Origin of the sequence: Sodaliphilus pleomorphus (assembly GCF_009676955.1) — a bacterium.
In the GTDB taxonomy this organism is placed as follows: Bacteria; Bacteroidota; Bacteroidia; order Bacteroidales; family Muribaculaceae; genus Sodaliphilus; species Sodaliphilus pleomorphus.
Genome location: NZ_CP045696.1, coordinates 1,306,218 through 1,321,613, shown reverse-complemented (window position 1 = coordinate 1,321,613; position 15,396 = coordinate 1,306,218). Strand labels below are relative to the sequence as shown.

13 protein-coding genes and 1 pseudogene are annotated in these 15,396 nt (G+C 57.7%); 9 read left to right on the top strand and 5 right to left on the bottom strand.

The window, feature by feature from the left end:
• Positions 1-135: 135 nt before the first annotated feature.
• Together GF423_RS05375 and GF423_RS05370 are read right to left on the bottom strand one after the other, a co-directional pair.
• Positions 136-2,916, bottom strand: a complete 2,781-nt coding sequence (locus GF423_RS05375; protein WP_154327385.1) for a hypothetical protein — start codon at positions 2,914-2,916, stop codon at positions 136-138.
• A 123-nt stretch (positions 2,917-3,039) separates the two neighbouring features.
• Entirely contained in the window at positions 3,040-3,507 is a 468-nt protein-coding gene (locus tag GF423_RS05370) for a TonB-dependent receptor plug domain-containing protein (protein ID WP_206113395.1), read from the bottom strand.
• Between the two features lie 241 nt (positions 3,508-3,748).
• Between GF423_RS05370 and GF423_RS05365 the strand changes: the two genes are divergently transcribed.
• The 3 genes from GF423_RS05365 to GF423_RS05355 all read left to right on the top strand — a co-directional run bounded on the left by GF423_RS05365 (position 3,749) and on the right by GF423_RS05355 (position 5,352).
• Positions 3,749-4,189: a single-stranded DNA-binding protein gene (locus GF423_RS05365; protein WP_154327383.1), complete on the top strand. Its 441-nt coding sequence runs from the start codon at positions 3,749-3,751 to the stop codon at positions 4,187-4,189.
• Between the two features lie 544 nt (positions 4,190-4,733).
• Positions 4,734-5,075 (top strand): type II toxin-antitoxin system RelE/ParE family toxin, encoded by a 342-nt coding sequence (locus GF423_RS05360; protein ID WP_154327382.1) that lies wholly within the window; start codon positions 4,734-4,736, stop codon positions 5,073-5,075.
• The gene (locus GF423_RS05355) at positions 5,047-5,352 is read left to right on the top strand and encodes a helix-turn-helix domain-containing protein (RefSeq protein WP_154327381.1); all 306 of its coding nucleotides are present in this window, start codon (positions 5,047-5,049) and stop codon (positions 5,350-5,352) included. Before GF423_RS05360 ends, GF423_RS05355 begins: the two co-directional genes overlap by 29 nt.
• Here GF423_RS05355 and GF423_RS14355 read toward each other — a convergent pair.
• Positions 5,352-5,575 (bottom strand): annotated as a pseudogene (locus GF423_RS14355) (helix-turn-helix domain-containing protein); the annotation flags it as partial. The gene GF423_RS05355 and the pseudogene GF423_RS14355 sit on opposite strands and share 1 nt — an antisense overlap.
• Positions 5,576-5,953: 378 nt before the next feature.
• Here GF423_RS14355 and GF423_RS05345 point away from each other — a divergent pair.
• On the top strand, positions 5,954-6,262 hold the full coding sequence (locus tag GF423_RS05345) for a hypothetical protein (protein WP_154327380.1): 309 nt from the start codon (positions 5,954-5,956) through the stop codon (positions 6,260-6,262).
• Positions 6,263-6,279: 17 nt separating this feature from the next.
• Here GF423_RS05345 and GF423_RS05340 read toward each other — a convergent pair whose 3' ends face one another.
• Entirely contained in the window at positions 6,280-6,840 is a 561-nt protein-coding gene (locus GF423_RS05340; RefSeq protein WP_154327379.1) for an FKBP-type peptidyl-prolyl cis-trans isomerase, read from the bottom strand.
• 279 nt (positions 6,841-7,119) lie between these two features.
• Here GF423_RS05340 and GF423_RS05335 point away from each other — a divergent pair, with 279 nt between their 5' ends.
• Positions 7,120-8,286, top strand: a complete 1,167-nt coding sequence (locus GF423_RS05335; RefSeq protein ID WP_154328985.1) for an iron-containing alcohol dehydrogenase — start codon at positions 7,120-7,122, stop codon at positions 8,284-8,286.
• 131 nt (positions 8,287-8,417) lie between these two features.
• Here the strand turns inward: GF423_RS05335 and GF423_RS05330 are convergent, their stop codons facing one another.
• Entirely contained in the window at positions 8,418-10,499 is a 2,082-nt protein-coding gene (locus GF423_RS05330) for an alpha amylase C-terminal domain-containing protein (protein ID WP_154327378.1), read from the bottom strand.
• 240 nt (positions 10,500-10,739) lie between these two features.
• Here GF423_RS05330 and GF423_RS05325 point away from each other — a divergent pair, with 240 nt between their 5' ends.
• Genes GF423_RS05325 through GF423_RS05310 form a run of 4 tightly spaced genes read left to right on the top strand, consistent with a single transcriptional unit; the run spans position 10,740 to position 15,352 of the window.
• Positions 10,740-11,870: an alkaline phosphatase gene (locus tag GF423_RS05325; protein WP_154327377.1), complete on the top strand. Its 1,131-nt coding sequence runs from the start codon at positions 10,740-10,742 to the stop codon at positions 11,868-11,870.
• 32 nt (positions 11,871-11,902) lie between these two features.
• Positions 11,903-13,513, top strand: a complete 1,611-nt coding sequence (locus GF423_RS05320; RefSeq protein ID WP_154327376.1) for an MGH1-like glycoside hydrolase domain-containing protein — start codon at positions 11,903-11,905, stop codon at positions 13,511-13,513.
• A 39-nt stretch (positions 13,514-13,552) separates the two neighbouring features.
• Entirely contained in the window at positions 13,553-14,491 is a 939-nt protein-coding gene (locus GF423_RS05315) for a metallophosphoesterase (protein ID WP_154327375.1), read from the top strand.
• 33 nt (positions 14,492-14,524) lie between these two features.
• Complete coding sequence (locus GF423_RS05310) at positions 14,525-15,352, top strand: ROK family protein (RefSeq protein ID WP_154327374.1); 828 nt, start codon at positions 14,525-14,527, stop codon at positions 15,350-15,352.
• The last annotated feature ends 44 nt before the right edge of the window (positions 15,353-15,396 follow it).

Genomic DNA, 15,396 nt, shown 5'->3' with positions numbered 1-15,396 from the left:
TCATTTTTTCTTAAATTGTGTGAACCCTACATGTGTTTCAACACTCAAGCAAGGTTTCCTTTGGACAAATCTGGGTCTTCTTTCTTGATGCGTATCATAATGTTTTTTTTATTAGGGTGAATCATTTGAGTTGTTTCAGCGCTTGTCGATGGTGATGCGCTTGTTGATGAGCTCGCCGTCCTGGGTGATGCCCTCGATGGTGAGCGTGTAGGCGGTGGCGCTGTTGTCGCTGGTGTAGAAGCTGAAGCTCGAGTGCCCTGCGCGGTCGGTCGTGAGGCACGGCGCCCAGTAGAGGGTCTCTCTCAGGTCTACGCCCTCACCGTTGGCGGCCTGGGCGGGCGAGTAGGCAGGAGAGTAGAACTCGGCGGGTCGCTGGTAGCCTTGGGCGATGAACATGTGCAGGCCCAAGTCGTCTTGCACCCCCTTCATTTTCTCGGTGCCGTCCTTGGTCTTTATCATCACGATGCCGCCAGCCGTGCCGCGACGGCCAAACACGGTAGCCATGCCAGGTGGAATGTAGTACACCATCTTTATGGTGCTCAGCGGATATCTGTCTTCTATTTCCTTTATCACGTTTTCATTTTCAGCGCTCATCTTGGTGTATTCCTCTATTGTCATCGACATACCTTGGGTCATGGTGTGGTATTGTGCTTGCTGCTCAACGGTGTAGACGGGGTCGGGGTTTTCGTCAAACATTGCCTTCATGGTCTCAAAGTAAGTGCCGTCGATGAAGAAACCCACGGCTTGCAGGCCGCCGCGCATCAAGTAGGCCTGCCCGTTTTTCACGATGATGCCGGGCAGGTGCCGCAGCACGTCCTCGAGCGAGGAGATGCCCTTGCGCTCGATTTCTTCATAGTCTATTGTCTTTTGCGACCAGGTCTCGAAGATGTCTTCGGGCACCTGTGGCTTGTTGGCAGTCACCACCACCTCCTGCAGCAGGATGCTCGTCATGCCGCCCAGGGCCGTGATGCGCTTCGACTCCATGTCGCGGTAGGCCTCGTCGGCCTTGGCCACGTGGGCGGGCAGCGAGGCGGCGGCCGGCAGCGAGGCTGTTGCGGCAGGGGTCGACTGCACGAGGCTCACGTTGGCATATTTTCGCTTGCCCTTGTCCTCGACCTGCATCACGAGCTTCACGCTGTCGGGGAAGTCCATGCCGCTGAGCGCAAACTCGCCGTTGGCGTCGGTGGTGAACGAGGAGGCGTAGTTCACCTTTGGGGCGATCACCTGCACGGTGACGCCGCTCATGGGCTTCTTGCGGAACTCGCTCACGACCCTTCCGGTGGCCACATAGCCCTTCTCGAGCGGCGCCTCGGGCTCGGCCAGGGCCCCGCGCAGGGCCCTGGGCACGTCGTAGCGGGTCCAGCCCTGGGTGAGCATGAGAGCGTCGAGCTCGGCCTCACGTCCGGGCTGCCTGAAGTAGTAGCCCGGGTCCTCGATGTGCCCGCGCAGCTCCGACTGCAGCAGCAGCTGTGTGGCGATGCTCGTGGCGCTGTCGACGGGCACATAGGCGTTGTCGGTCACGCTCACGGCATAGTCGCCGGCGGCCACGTCGTAGTGGTGCAGGTCGACGATCACGTCCACCTTCTCGCGACGGCCGTAGGCCGGCTTGTCGCAATTCACATCCACCCGTCGGGTGGCGCGTCCCGGGGCGAAGAAGAGGCGCTCGCTGAGCTTTCTCATGCGGCTGTCGAGCAGCAGGCACTGCACCACGCCCGCCTCGATGCTGTCGAGCGGCAGCGAGAGCCTGCCGCTGCCGGCCTTGACCAGCGCGCCGCGCTGCTGGACGACGACGGTGGCCCCGGCGGGCACGTCTCCCACAGGCTGGACGACGACGGTGGCGTCGCCGCTGCGGGTCACGTGCAGCACGGCGGCTCCGGGTCGCGGCACGGGCAGGGTCACCGTCTTGGCTTCACCGTCGGGCGTGGTGCACGTGGCTGTGTACACCTGGCCGCGCTCGGGAGTGAGCGCGAACACGGCCATGCCCGCATGGCCGGTCGCGAAGTGCGCCACGGTGGCGCCTGCGCGGTCCTTGACGGTGCCCTCCAGGCGCCTGCCCAGCCCGTTGCTGCCCAGGGCCTTGACGGCCACGTTGCATTTCACGCCGGGCACGAGGTATCCGCCCTCGGGCATGAAGTAGACCATATACTCGCTCTCGGGCCTGGGGATGTCGACATACTTGCCGTAGTCGTCGCACCACACGAGCATGTGGCGCGACTGGGTGTCGCGCTCGCCCTTGAGCGCGAAGTGCACGGCGCTGCCGCCCACGATGCGGGTGTGCACCTTCTGGTCGTCGAGCGTGTAGCTCATGTTCTCGATGGCGACCTGCGCGCCGGTGTTGCGGTCGGAGCAGGCGATGTCGACGTCGAGCTGTGGGCTTCCGTCGCCGTCCTTCCAGGCGAGCCTGGTGTCGATGCGGTAGCGCAGCGAGAAGATGCTGGCCACCTCGATGCCCTTCTTGAAGAAGAAGTCCTGGCCCAGGCTCTCCATAAACATGGTGTAGGCCACGAGCGTGTAGTGCCCCTCGGGCAGCTTGCGGTCGAGGGGGATGTAGCCCGAGTACACACCCTTGCGCTCGATGATCTTCACGCGTCGGGCGATGCTGTCGAAGGGGTTGCGAAGCTCCACGTACACGTATTTGCTCTCCCTCACCGGCTCGCCTGTGGCGGCGTTGACGACAAAGGCGCGCAGCCACACGGTGTCGCCGCTCATGTAGCGGGCCTTGTCGGTGGTCACGTGTATTTTCTCCTGCGGGAAGTAGTACTGCTGCATCTTGAGCCGGGCTGCGATGCTGTCGGCCGACACCGACGTGGCCCGCGCCATGCCTGTCCATGCCACCAGGAGCAGCGCCAGCACGGCCAGCACCCTCGCGGCCAGCCCTGTGCCAAGTGTGATATTGCCTTTCCCGATTCTAACCATGATAAAAAAACGTTTAAAAGTTATGTAATTGAAGGCCTGTTTTGTGTAAAGATAAGACTTTTGTAATATCTAAACAAAAAATTATATGTTAATAGTTCAAAGCCACATTGTCTTTTTGTTGCATTAGGGGTGAAATGTCGTTGTCAGCGCTTGTCGATGGTGATGCGCTTGTTGATGAGCTCGCCGTCCTGGGTGATGCCCTCGATGGTGAGCGTGTAGGCGGTGGCGCTGTTGTCGCTGGTGTAGAAGCTGAAGCTCGAGTGCCCTGCGCGGTCGGTCGTGAGGCATGGCGCCCAGTAGAGGGTCTCTCTCAGGTCTACGCCCCATGGGCTGGAAGTAGGTGCCGTCGATGAAGAACCCCACGGCTTGCAGGCCGCCGCGCATCAAGTAGGCCTGCCCGTTTTTCACGATGATGCCGGGCATGCGCCGCAGCACATCCTCGAGCGAGGAGATGCCCTTGCGCTCGATTTCCTCATAGTCTATTGTCTTTTGCGACCAGGTCTCGAAGATGTCTTCGGGCACCTGTGGCTTGTTGGCAGTCACCACCACCTCCTGCAGCAGGTGCTGTACAACAGCACCTGCCGGCGGCACTTTGATACAGAAAGCGTGTGAGGCAGGTGTGCCCACACGTTTTTTCTATCATTATCATTGTCGTGTGGGGTGTGAAAAAAACTTTTTTGTGAGTTTTGCCCGATTTTGCTATTTTTGTGATAGAGATGTTGCGCACTGTGCGCTGCCGGGACCGCAGGCGGCACTGCCCCTGAGTGCCCCCATCTGCCGGCGTAGCGGGTGTGCATTTTGAAAACGAAAAAGAATAAAACGGTTACACACTATGTCAGTCAACAAAGTCATTCTGCTGGGCAACGTGGGCAAGGACCCCGACGTGCGCTATCCAGCCCAGGGCCAGATTGTGGCCACGTTCTCACTGGCCACCACCGAGCGGGCCTATACCGCTGCCGGCGGGCAGCAAGTGCCCGAGCGCACCGAGTGGCACCGCATCGTGATGTGGGGCAAGAACGCCGAGATTGCCGAGCGCTACATTCGCCGCGGCACCAAGCTCTATATCGAGGGCAAGCTGCGCACGCGCACCTGGGAAGACCGCAACACCATCAAGCACACGGTGACCGAGGTGTATGCCGACACCTTTGAGCTCCTGGGCAGCCGCCCGCAGGCCACAGCGCCGTCGTCGCCCGCTGCCGCGCCCCAGCCGCAACCCCGGCAGCCACAGGGTGGTGGAAATGCCGGCGCTGCTGCCCCCGACATCCCCTTCTGACTGATTTCTTCTGTGGCAATTCATCTTGATAGAAATGCCTATAAGAGTAGGAACGAAGTTATGGTACAAAAAAATCCGTGATATCGCTATCGCGGATTGCTTAACTAATTAACCTTCTAATACCATTAACATAAACCTTAAACAAAAACGAAATAAGAACCGTCTCACGACGCCTGGTATCTCGTAACCTTAAAAACTAATACCATGAAAAACCGATGCAAAAGTAAGACAAATATGTTTTACAACATAATTTTTCGGCACATTTTTTCTGCCTTTAACTTTCTTTAGCAAATAAGAGCCGTTTTTGCCCCTTTTTTCATTCCATATTGAAAATATAATGTTACTTGATTATCAGATTGTTACGTGGTAAATGGTACAAAATGTACAGTTATAACTTCAGTACTATTTCAATAAAAAATATGTTGATTACAAATTGCAAATTAAAGATGTTTGTCAATTCCGTGATACGATTTAATTTTTTTTTAGCATGAAATAGTATAAGGAAAAAGTTGTCTAATATTGAAACTTTTCCTACCTTTGTGATATGGAAAGGAAGATAGTTACTTATGGTGGCTATTTTGAAGCTTTCATGGAAACGTTGACGGACAAAGAGCAGGAGAAAATTCAGTATGGATTACTTCTCTTGAAGACCCAAGATCGGTTGTCCAAGAAGTTCGTGAAACTGATTAGAGAAGGCATCTATGAGTTGAGGACGGATTTCAACAGCAATATATTCCGTGTATTCTTCATCTTCGACGAAGGTAGGATTGTGGTTCTTTTCAATGGTTTCCAAAAGAAGACTCAGAAAACGCCAAACGCAGAAATAGAAAAGGCAATTAAAATTAAGGAGGCATACTATGCAGACAAACAATCACAAAATCGCTGATTACGATTTGGTTCTTGATAAGAAATTTGGGAAGGCGGGCACTCCCGAGCGAGCATTGGCAGAGGAGAAGGCATACTCTTTCTACTCGGGTCAGATACTTCACGACGCTCGGAAAGAAGCCAATATGACTCAGGCTGAACTTGCGAAACGCACTCACACGACCAAGTCGTATATCTCAAAAATAGAAAATGGTATCATCACACCCAGCGTCGGTGCCTTTTATAGGATCATCAGTGCTCTTGGCATGAGAGTAGAAATAGTGAAACCAGTGTGCTAAGCTATCTGTCGTTCGATCTCTCCTCTTGCCTTACGCCGTTTGACTTTCAATACGGCCGTAGGTGCGGCATAAACGCCTTTAGCATTAGCATTACGCCTTCGCTCACGAGAAACCGTGCTTACACTGACACACCAATAGTCTCGGCTATGAAACTAAGTGAGAATTTCTTTTGGAGTAGCACACTTATTGTGTATCTTTGCTCTGAGGTTAATTGTTTATACATCACAATACAAAATTAATTAATCTTAGGGAGGGGAACGAAGGTTCTCCTCTTTTTTTGTATTGCTTACGTCATCCGCCAATGCTCTTTGGGGGCTTCGCGCCCCCAGCCGCAAGGCAAATCTCCGCGGTGTTTTTCATGGGTTAATGCACCACAGAGTTTTGCACTTCTAATTGGAATTAGCAAAGATCTCCTCTTTTTTTGTATTGCTTAAGTTATCCGCCAATGCTCTTTGGGGGCTTCGCGCCCCCAGCCGCAAGGCAAACCTCCGCGGTGTTTTTCATGTTTTAATGCACCGCAGAGTTTTGCACTTCTAATTGGAATTAGCAGTTTTTGCCCGTTTTTCATGTAGATAGTAAACCGTAAAAACACTGCAAAACGATGAAAGAATACAAGCGCCGCCGTCGCAACGACGATTTCCTGCAAGTGCTGGGCCCGGGCCAGACCGACTTTGAGCGTGTGCTCAATCCCGGTGCCGAGGAGGCTCGCCACAACCAGGAGCAGGCTGCCGAGCAGCAGAGCACGATGCAACGCACGTCGCTGCCCGAGCTCCACGACGAGCACGACTGGCCCGGGCTGCATCGCAACACCGAGGACGAGCCGGTCGATCACCGCACCTTTGTGCTGTGGCTGGTGGCGGCCGTCTTGCTGGTGGCCGTGATCGCCGTGGCCGTGATCTTCAAGCAGTGAGGCTGCAAGGGGAGTGATCAGTCGCAGCTGCCGCTGCAACCATCGCATCCGCCCTCGTGGCCGCAACTGCCGCTGCAGCCCTCGCAGCCGCCGTGCTTGGGGTTGAGCTCGCTGGGCGTGGCGTCGCGCACGAGCAGCACCTGGCCCACATAGTGTATTGTTTCGCCCGCCAGTGGGTGGTTGAAGTCGAGGGTCACCTCGGTGGCGGTGATGGCCGTCACACGGCCGGTCACAATCATGCCCTGCTCGGTGCGCATGGGCACTGCCGCACCCTCATACACGTTGTCGCTGTCAAACTCGCCGTCGTGCTCAAACATCTTCTTGTCAAATGTCATCACCAGCTCCTGCTTCCTGTCGCCGAAGGCTTCCTCGGGCGTGAGCGTGAAGTCGAACGTGTCGCCCTGTGCCTTGCCCTCGATGTGCTTCATGAAGGCGTCGATCATCGTCTGATCCATGCCATAGACAAAGCTGTCGGGCTTCGACTGGCTGAACTTGAACACCGAGGTTTCCTTGCCGCCGTCGACTACAAAAATCTCATAGGCCAGCGACACATATTTCCCAAACTTGATTGTTTCCATATATATGATTTATATTGTTGTTTCTTTTTGTTGTGTATTGTGTGTGTGATGTAGCGTTGCGGCATCGCCCCAAGGCAACGGGGAGCACAGCGCGTGGCAAAGGTAGTGATAAATATTTCAATGTGCTCATAAAAACGTCAATAAAATTTAATTTTGGGCTTTTACTTGCTTTTGTCGTTTCAATTCAGTAACTTTACCCCAAGTAGATAATTTATTTAACAGGAACCGGCAGCCTCATGCGCCATGAGGCTGTCCTAAAAAAATACAAGAAACACTATGATGCAGAAATTCGGACTTTACATCCCCACCCGGCTGGTGTTCGGTGCTGGGGAACTGAAAAACCTGTCGCAGCAGCCGCTTCCAGGCAAGAAAGCACTCATTGTAATCTCGTCGGGGACGTCGATGAAAAAATACGGCTACCTCGACCTTGTGCAGAAGCAGCTCGCCCAGGCAGGAGTAGAGAGTGAAGTGTTCGACAAGATATTGCCCAATCCCATCAAGTCGCATGTCGAGGAAGGTGCCCAGTTGTGCCGCGACTCGAAATGCGACTTTGTTGTAGGGCTGGGCGGCGGCAGCTCGATCGACACGGCCAAGGCCATAGCCGTGGTCGTGGCCATGGGCGGCGACCTGTGGGACTATGTGCAGGGCGGCCATGGCAAGGGCAAGCCGGTGACCCGGGCTCTGCCCATCGTGGCCATTCCCACCACGGCCGGCACGGGCACCGAGGTCGACCCCTGGGGCGTGATCACCAACACCGAGGTCAACGAGAAGATCGGGTTCGGCTTTGAGCACACCTTCCCCACGCTCTCGATTGTCGACCCCGAGCTCATGCTCACCTTGCCTCCCAAGCTCACGGCCTATCAGGGCTTCGACGCCTTCTTCCATGCTGCCGAGGGCTATATCAACCGCACGCAGCACACGCCCATAAGCGACCTCTATGCACTCGAGGCCGTGCGCCTGCTCTACAAGTACCTGCCTGTGGCTGTGGCCGACGGCCGCGACCTGCGCGCCCGCAGCAAGGTGGCTTGGGCCAGCACGCTGGCCGGCATGGTCGAGGCCACGAGCAGCTGCACGGGCGAGCACAGCCTGGAGCACGCCATGAGCGCCTTCTATCCCAAGCTGCCTCACGGTGCCGGCCTGATTGCGATAAGCAAGGCCTACTACAAGGCATTTAAAAACGATGCCATGAAGCGCTACATGAAGATGGCCGAGAAGATGACCATGCAGAAGAGTGCACGGCCCAGCGACTTCCTCGACGCGCTCGATATCATGCAGCGTGAGTGCGGCGTCGACAATGTGAAGCTGAGCGACTGGGGCATCACGCCGGCCGACTTCGACCGCTTTGCCACCAATGCCACCGAGACCATGGGCGGCCTCTTCGACTTCGATCCGCGCTTCCTCACCCGCGAGGAGATCATCGACATCTACCAGCAGAGCTACAAGTAGCCAGCAGGCTTATATATATAATCACGACGGGGGCACGTTTCTCTTTTTGCACAAGTAGAAACGTGCCCCCGTTGCACATTGGCCGCTCCCCGCCGCCTCGCCACGCTGGCGGGGGAGGGGAGCAGTTGGCATTATTTCTTCTTTTTCCTGCCCGTGTGAGCCTTCCTGGCCGCAGGCTTGCGGGCCGCGGCTTTCACGGGCTTGGCTGCGGCCAGGCGCAGCACTTGCATGCTGCGGGCCGGCAGGTAGAGCTTGAGCCAGCCCAGGTGAGCGTCGGCATAGAGCGGGTCGGGCTGCGTGAGATGACTCACGCTCTCGTCGATGTTGCCGTAGCCGCCGTAGCGCGGGCTGTCGCTGTCGAGCACCCCGTCGTACTCGCCCGCCGGGGCCAGGATGCCATAGCCCGTGTAGGAGCGCGTGGGGCTGAAGTTGAACACAAACACCAGGTTGCCGCGCATGTAGGCCAGCACTTGGTCATCGTCCTTGTCCCACAGCTTGCGTATGGGCGTGGCCTGGAAGTTGTGCACGCTCGAGAGCAGGTGTATCATGTCGTTGTCCCAGTTGTTCAGGTACTGGTATTTCAGGTCCTTGCGGTCGACCAGCGACCACTGGCGGCGGGCATACTTGTAGCTCCAGCCGTTGCCCTCGCGCGGGAAGTCGATCCACTCGGGGTGACCCCACTCGTTGCCCATGAAGTTGAGGTAGGCCCCGTTGATGAGCGAGGCTGTGGCCATGCGTATCATCTTGTGCAGGGCCATGCCGCGGTCGACCACGCTGTTGTTGTCGCCCACCATCATGTGCCAGTACATCTCCTTGTCGATGAGGCGGAAGATGATGGTCTTGTCGCCCACCAGCGCCTGGTCGTGGCTCTCGGCATAGCTCACGGTCTTCTCGTCGGCGCGGCGGTTGGTGAGCTCCCAGAATATCGAGGTGGGCTTCCAGTCCTCGTCGCGCTTCTCCTTGATGGTCTTGATCCAGTAGTCGGGTATGCCCATGGCCATGCGGTAGTCAAAGCCCAGGCCGCCGTCGCTGTAGGGGCGTGCCAGGCCCGGCATGCCGCTCATCTCCTCGGCAATGGTGATGGCGTGCGGGTTGATCTCGTGTATGAGCACGTTGGCCAGGGTGAGATAGGTGATGGCATTGGTGTCCTCGCCGCCGTTGTAGTAGTCGGCATAGCTGCCGAAGGCCTGTCCCAGCCCGTGGTTGTAGTAGAGCATCGAGGTCACGCCGTCGAAGCGGAAGCCGTCAAACTGGTACTCCTTTATCCAGTACTTGCAGTTGCTGAGCAGGAAGTTGAGCACAGCGTCTTTGCCGTAGTCAAAGCACAGCGAGTCCCAAGCCGGGTGCTCGCGGCGGCTGTCGCCGTAGAAGTAGAGGTCGTAGCTGCCGTCGAAGCGCCCCAGCCCCTCTACCTCGTTTTTCACGGCGTGCGAGTGCACAATGTCCATGATCACGGCAATGCCGGCAGCGTGGGCATCGTCGATGAGGTGCTTGAGCTCGTCGGGCGTGCCAAAACGGCTCGAGGCGGCATAGAAGCTCGACACGTGGTAGCCGAAGGAGCCGTAGTAGGGGTGCTCCTGGATGGCCATGATCTGGATGGCGTTGTAGCCGTCCTTGATCACACGCGGCAGCACGTTGACGCGAAACTCCTCGTAGGTGCCCACGCCCTCCTTGTCCTCGGCCATGCCTATGTGGCACTCGTAGATGAGCAGCGGGGCCGTGTTGGGCACAAAATGCTTCACCTTGAACTGGTAGGGCTTCTCGGGGCACCACACTTGTGCCGAAAATATCTTGGTCGTCTCGTCCTGCACCACGCGGGTGGCATAGGCCGGTATGCGTTCGCCCCAGCCTCCGTCCCAGTGCACATGGAGCTTAAACAGGTCGCCGTGCTTCATTGCCCGTGCCGGCAGCTTTATTTCCCAGTTGCCGTCGGCCACTGGCTGCATGCGGTAGGGCTCGCACTCTTTCCAGTCGCTGAAGGTGCCCACCAGGTAGATGCTTGTGGCATGGGGCGCCCACTCGCGCAAGGTCCAGCCCTGCTGGTCGCGGTGCAGGCCGTAGTAGTTGTAGGCGTTGGCAAAGTCGTCGAGATTGCCGCTGCCGCCCGTGAGCTCTTGAATCTTGCGGGCAGCGTCCTCGTGACGGCCCTCGATGGCTGCTGCATAGGGCTCGAGCCACGGGTCGTCGTTGATGATAGGGAGAGTCTTTGTCATGAGTGCATATAGGTTTTGTTGTGGATTGTCTTCTTTTCTATTGCAAATATACGGTTTTATTGTCTATGCCAGGTCGATACATGCCCATTAATTGATGCTAATTTCTGCAAACGATTGCGATGCCTGCCTCACACTCGCGGGCACTCGAGGATGAATTGGAAAGCCTGATGGTGAACTGTTGTGGAATTTTTTACTTAACTTTGCCCTTGCTTTTATATTGAACCTACTTTTCAACAGATTATGAAACCGAAATTGTTTTTATCGCTTGCAGCTTTTGCCATCATGTCAATGACAGCCATGGCTGAACCCGCCAATGTACAGACCTACACCTTCCCCACGCCCTACCAAGTGGAGAAAATCGCACCGCCCAAGGGGGACGGCAAAGTGAAAAATGTGATACTCATGATAGGCGACGGCATGAGCTTGATGCACATCGAGGCTGCCTGGACCTGCAACCACGGCCACTTGTGGCTCGAAAACGCGCAGTACACCGGCATCTCCAAGACCCCGGCCAGCAACCGCCTCATCACCGACTCGGGCTCGGGCGGCACCTCGCTGGCCACTGGCTACAAGACCCGCTACCACGCCGTGGGCGTCGACTCCACGGGGCGCCCGCTCGAGTCGCTCAACGTGCTGGCTCACAAGGCTGGCAAGGCCAACGGCATTGCTGTGACCTGCCGCTTGTGGGACGCCACCCCCTGCGACTTTGTGGCCCACAACCTCGACCGCAACAAGGAGCAGGACTTGATACTCGACTATCTCAACGCCCCGCTCGACTATGTGTTTGGCGGCGGCGCCAAGTACTTTGAGCACCGCGACGACGGCCGCAACATCTTCTCCGAGCTTGAGAAGAAGGGCTACCGCGTGGCCCGCACCCTCGACGAGCTGTGGCGCTGCAAGAGCGGCAAGATCTATGCCGTGCCCTATCCTGTCGACACTCCCGTGCCTGCCGAGCGTGGCGACCTCCTGGCCAAGGCTTCGCTCAAGGGCATCGACCTGCTCAACCATAACAAGAACGGCTTCTTCATGATGATCGAGGGCAGCCAGCTCGACGACTACGGCCACTTCAACCAGCTCGACATGCTCATGCAGGAGACGCTCGACTTTGACCAGACCATAGGCGCTGTGATGAAATGGGCCGCTGCCGACGGCCAGACCCTCGTCGTCGTCACGGCCGACCACCAGACGGGCGGCCCCACCGTGCTGGGCGGCGACTACCACACCGGCACCGTGCAGGTCAACTTCTCTACCCGCGACCACTCGGGCACAATGGTGCCAGTGTATGCCTTCGGCCCGGGATCAGAAAACTTCACCGGCTTCATGGACAATACCGAAATCTTCTGGAAAATCAAGCGCCTGCTGGGCTTGTAGACTATTAATCACGATAAGACATAGACTTGAAAATGAAGCATATCACACACGCATTGCTCATCGCCACGGCGCTGGCTCCCGTGCTGGCCGGGGCGCAAAACCTCATCTCGTCGGGCTCGCCGCTCTACAAGCTGCCCTACAAGGACACCTACGTGCGCGAGCCCCTCGTGGCCGAAAACTCCTTCCGCATCGCCAAGGTGCAGAAAACCGTGCCCGGCACTTTTGCCCAGGCTCGCAAGGTGCTGCCCAGCCCCTACTGGGAAGGTCACGACAAGGAAATCGAAATGTACTGGAAAGCCTGGGAGATAGGCATCAAAAACATCAATCAGCCTCTCGACGACTCGGGCTTCATCACCAGCTACATCGCCCCGGCCTACAACGGCAACATCTTCATGTGGGACGACTCGTTTATCACCATGTTCTGCCGCTATGGCCAGCGCTTCTTCCCCTTCCAGCGCACGCTCGACAACTTCTATGCCAAGCAGCACCCCGACGGCTTCATCTGCCGCGAGATACGCGCCGACGGCAGCGACTGCTTCGGCCGCTACGACCCCACCAGCACAGGCCCCAACCTCATGCCCTGGTCGGAGTGGCTCTACTACACGCAGTTTGGCGACGACAACCGCCTCAACAAGGTGTTTCCCGTGCTGGCGGCCTACTACAAGTGGCTCAAGCTCAACCACACCTGGCGCAACGGCACCTACTGGAGCAGCGGCTGGGGCACCGGCATGGACAACATGCCTCGTGTGCCCGAGGGCTACAACACCATCTACAGCAACGGCCACATGATATGGCTCGATACCAACCTGCAGGAAATCATGGTGGCCAACATCCTGCTCAAGATGGGCTTCTATCTCGAGCGCTGGCAAGAGATCGAAACCTTTGAAGACGATATCAAGCACTTGACCAAGTATATCAACGACAACATGTGGAACGACAAGGACGGTTTCCTCTATGACCAGTATGCCGACGGCAGCCTCTCGACCACCATGGGCATCTACGCCTACTGGGCCTTGCACACCGATGTGCTGCCCAAGTCCCGCCTCGACCGTCTTGTGGCCCACCTGGCCGACACAGCCACCTTCAACCGCCACCACCGCGTGCCCTCGCTGGCGGCCAACAACCCCAAGTACAAGGCCAACGGCCGCTACTGGGTGGGTGGCGTGTGGCCCGGCACCAACTACATGGTCATCTCGGGCCTTGTCGACAAGGGCTACCGCGACCTGGCCTGGGACATCACCCTCAACGACTACAACAATGTGCTCGACGTCTACAAGAAGACGGGCACCTTCTGGGAGTACTACGCCCCCGAGAGCTCCGACCCCGGCTTCATGGCCCGCAAGGACTTTGTGGGCTGGACTGGCCTGCCTCCCATTGCCGAGCTCATCGAGTATATCTTCGGCGTGCGCGCCAACTTGCCCGAAAACCACATCACCATCGACGTGCACCTCACCGATGCCTACGGTATCGACCGCTACCCCTATGGCGAGAAGGGCGATGTGAGCTTCAAGGTGGCCAAGCGTGCCAGCACGGCCGAGAAACCCAAGGTGACCATCAAGACCAACGTGCCCTTCAAGGTCACCCTCATGTGGGGCGACAAGAAACTCGACACCGAGGTGAAGGCGGGTACCAACACGATTTGACCCGTCGGGGCTTTATCGTCTTGAATCAAACGTAACGCAATGACTCACATTCACTATCTCTATCACGTGCAAGTGCAAGGCGGCCGTGGCCGCCTGCTTGCACTCTTGCTTCTGCTCTCGCTGTGGCTCTCGGCCTGGGCGCAGGATGTGACCGTAGTCGTGGCCTCCGACCTGCACTTCGACCGCCCGCCCGAGACCGACCAGTACTATCACGTGCGTGCCATCAACGCCCTGGGCAAGACCATTCCCATCGATGCCGTGTTGCTGTGCGGCGACATCTTCGACAAGGCCTCGCCCGATATTCAGGCCCTGTTCAAGCAACGCTACGAGCCAGGGCCCGGCGACAAGACCATACACTATCCTGTGTATCTGCTCTACGGCAACCACGACATCAGCCCCGAGAACGGGCGTCCCAACCTCAACAAGCGGGGCTATGAGCTCAACATGCGCTACCTCGACTCGCTGCTGCAGGTGGGCAAGGCTCGCGGCGACATCTATCATGTCGACCCCTCGAGCCGCTCCTACTCGTTCAACCTGGGCGGCGTGCACTTTGTCATGGGCATGCTCGCCGCCGGCGACACGTCTTATTGCAAGAGCAACTTCGACTGGCTTGAGGCCGACCTGAAGATGTATTGCAGCGACGGCACGCCGGTGGTCTACCTGCAGCATTATGGCTTCGACAAGTGGGCTCGCGGCTGGTGGCCCGAGGCCCACCGCGCGCGGCTCATGGCCTTGCTCGACCGCTACAACCTGGCCGCCTTCATGGTGGGCCACACCCACGAGGCATCGGTGCAGCACTACAAGGGGCACCGCATCTACCAGGTCAACAACGCCTGGCCCGACGACGACGGCTCGGCCTCGTTTGCCGTGCTCTCGATCAAGGGCAAGAAGGTGAGCATCAGGACGGTGCAGGTGCTCGACGGCGACGGCCACTACAGGTGGGTCAAGCCCACGGTAGAGACCACTCTTCTGAAATGAACACAACAAGCATGCAACCAACTATCATATTCAATGAACACAACTATAGCGATTGACTTGGGCGGCACCAATGTGCGCGTGGCCCGGGTGCGCGAGGGCAAGATTGAGGCTCGGCTCAGCGAGCCTGTCAAGGCCAGCGGCACCGAACGCGAGGTGCTCGACCAGATGTGTGCCCTCGTCGAGAAAGTAAACAACGGCACCGCCAGCCGCATTGGCGTGGCAGTGCCCTCGGTGGTCGACTTCAATACCGGCATTGTCTACAACGTGATGAACATACCCTCGTGGAAAGAGGTGCACCTCAAGCAGTATCTTGAAAGCCGCTTTGGCATCGAGACGCATGCCGACAACGACGTGAACTGCTTTGTCGCTGCCGAGAAGGCCTATGGGGCCGGCCGCCCCTTCGACAACCTGGTGGGCATCACCCTGGGCACCGGCGTGGGCGCCGGCATTGTCATCGACGGCAAGGTGTATCGCGGTGCCAACACGGGCGCGGGTGAGATATGCAGTCTGCCCTATCTTGAGAGCAACTATGAAGACTACACCAGCCAGCAACTCTTCAACAAGTGGCACACCACGGCTCTGGCCGAGGCCGATAAAGCCCGCGCGGGCGACCCCGTGGCCACAGCTCGCTGGCACGAGCTGGGCCTGCACCTGGGCAAGCTGCTGCAGGTCATCCTCTACACCTACGACCCACAGGCCATCGTCATAGGCGGCGGCATCGCCGCCAGCCGCGACCTCTTTGAGCGTGCCATGCTGAGCTCGGCACGTGAGGGCTTCCAGCAGCCGCACATCGTCGACAAGGTGAGCATCGTCTTCTCCAGCCTTGCCGATTGCAACATGCTGGGCGCCTCGCTGCTGTAGCAGCCACACGTGTTGGCTGGTGTGTAACGAAAAAAAACAATGAC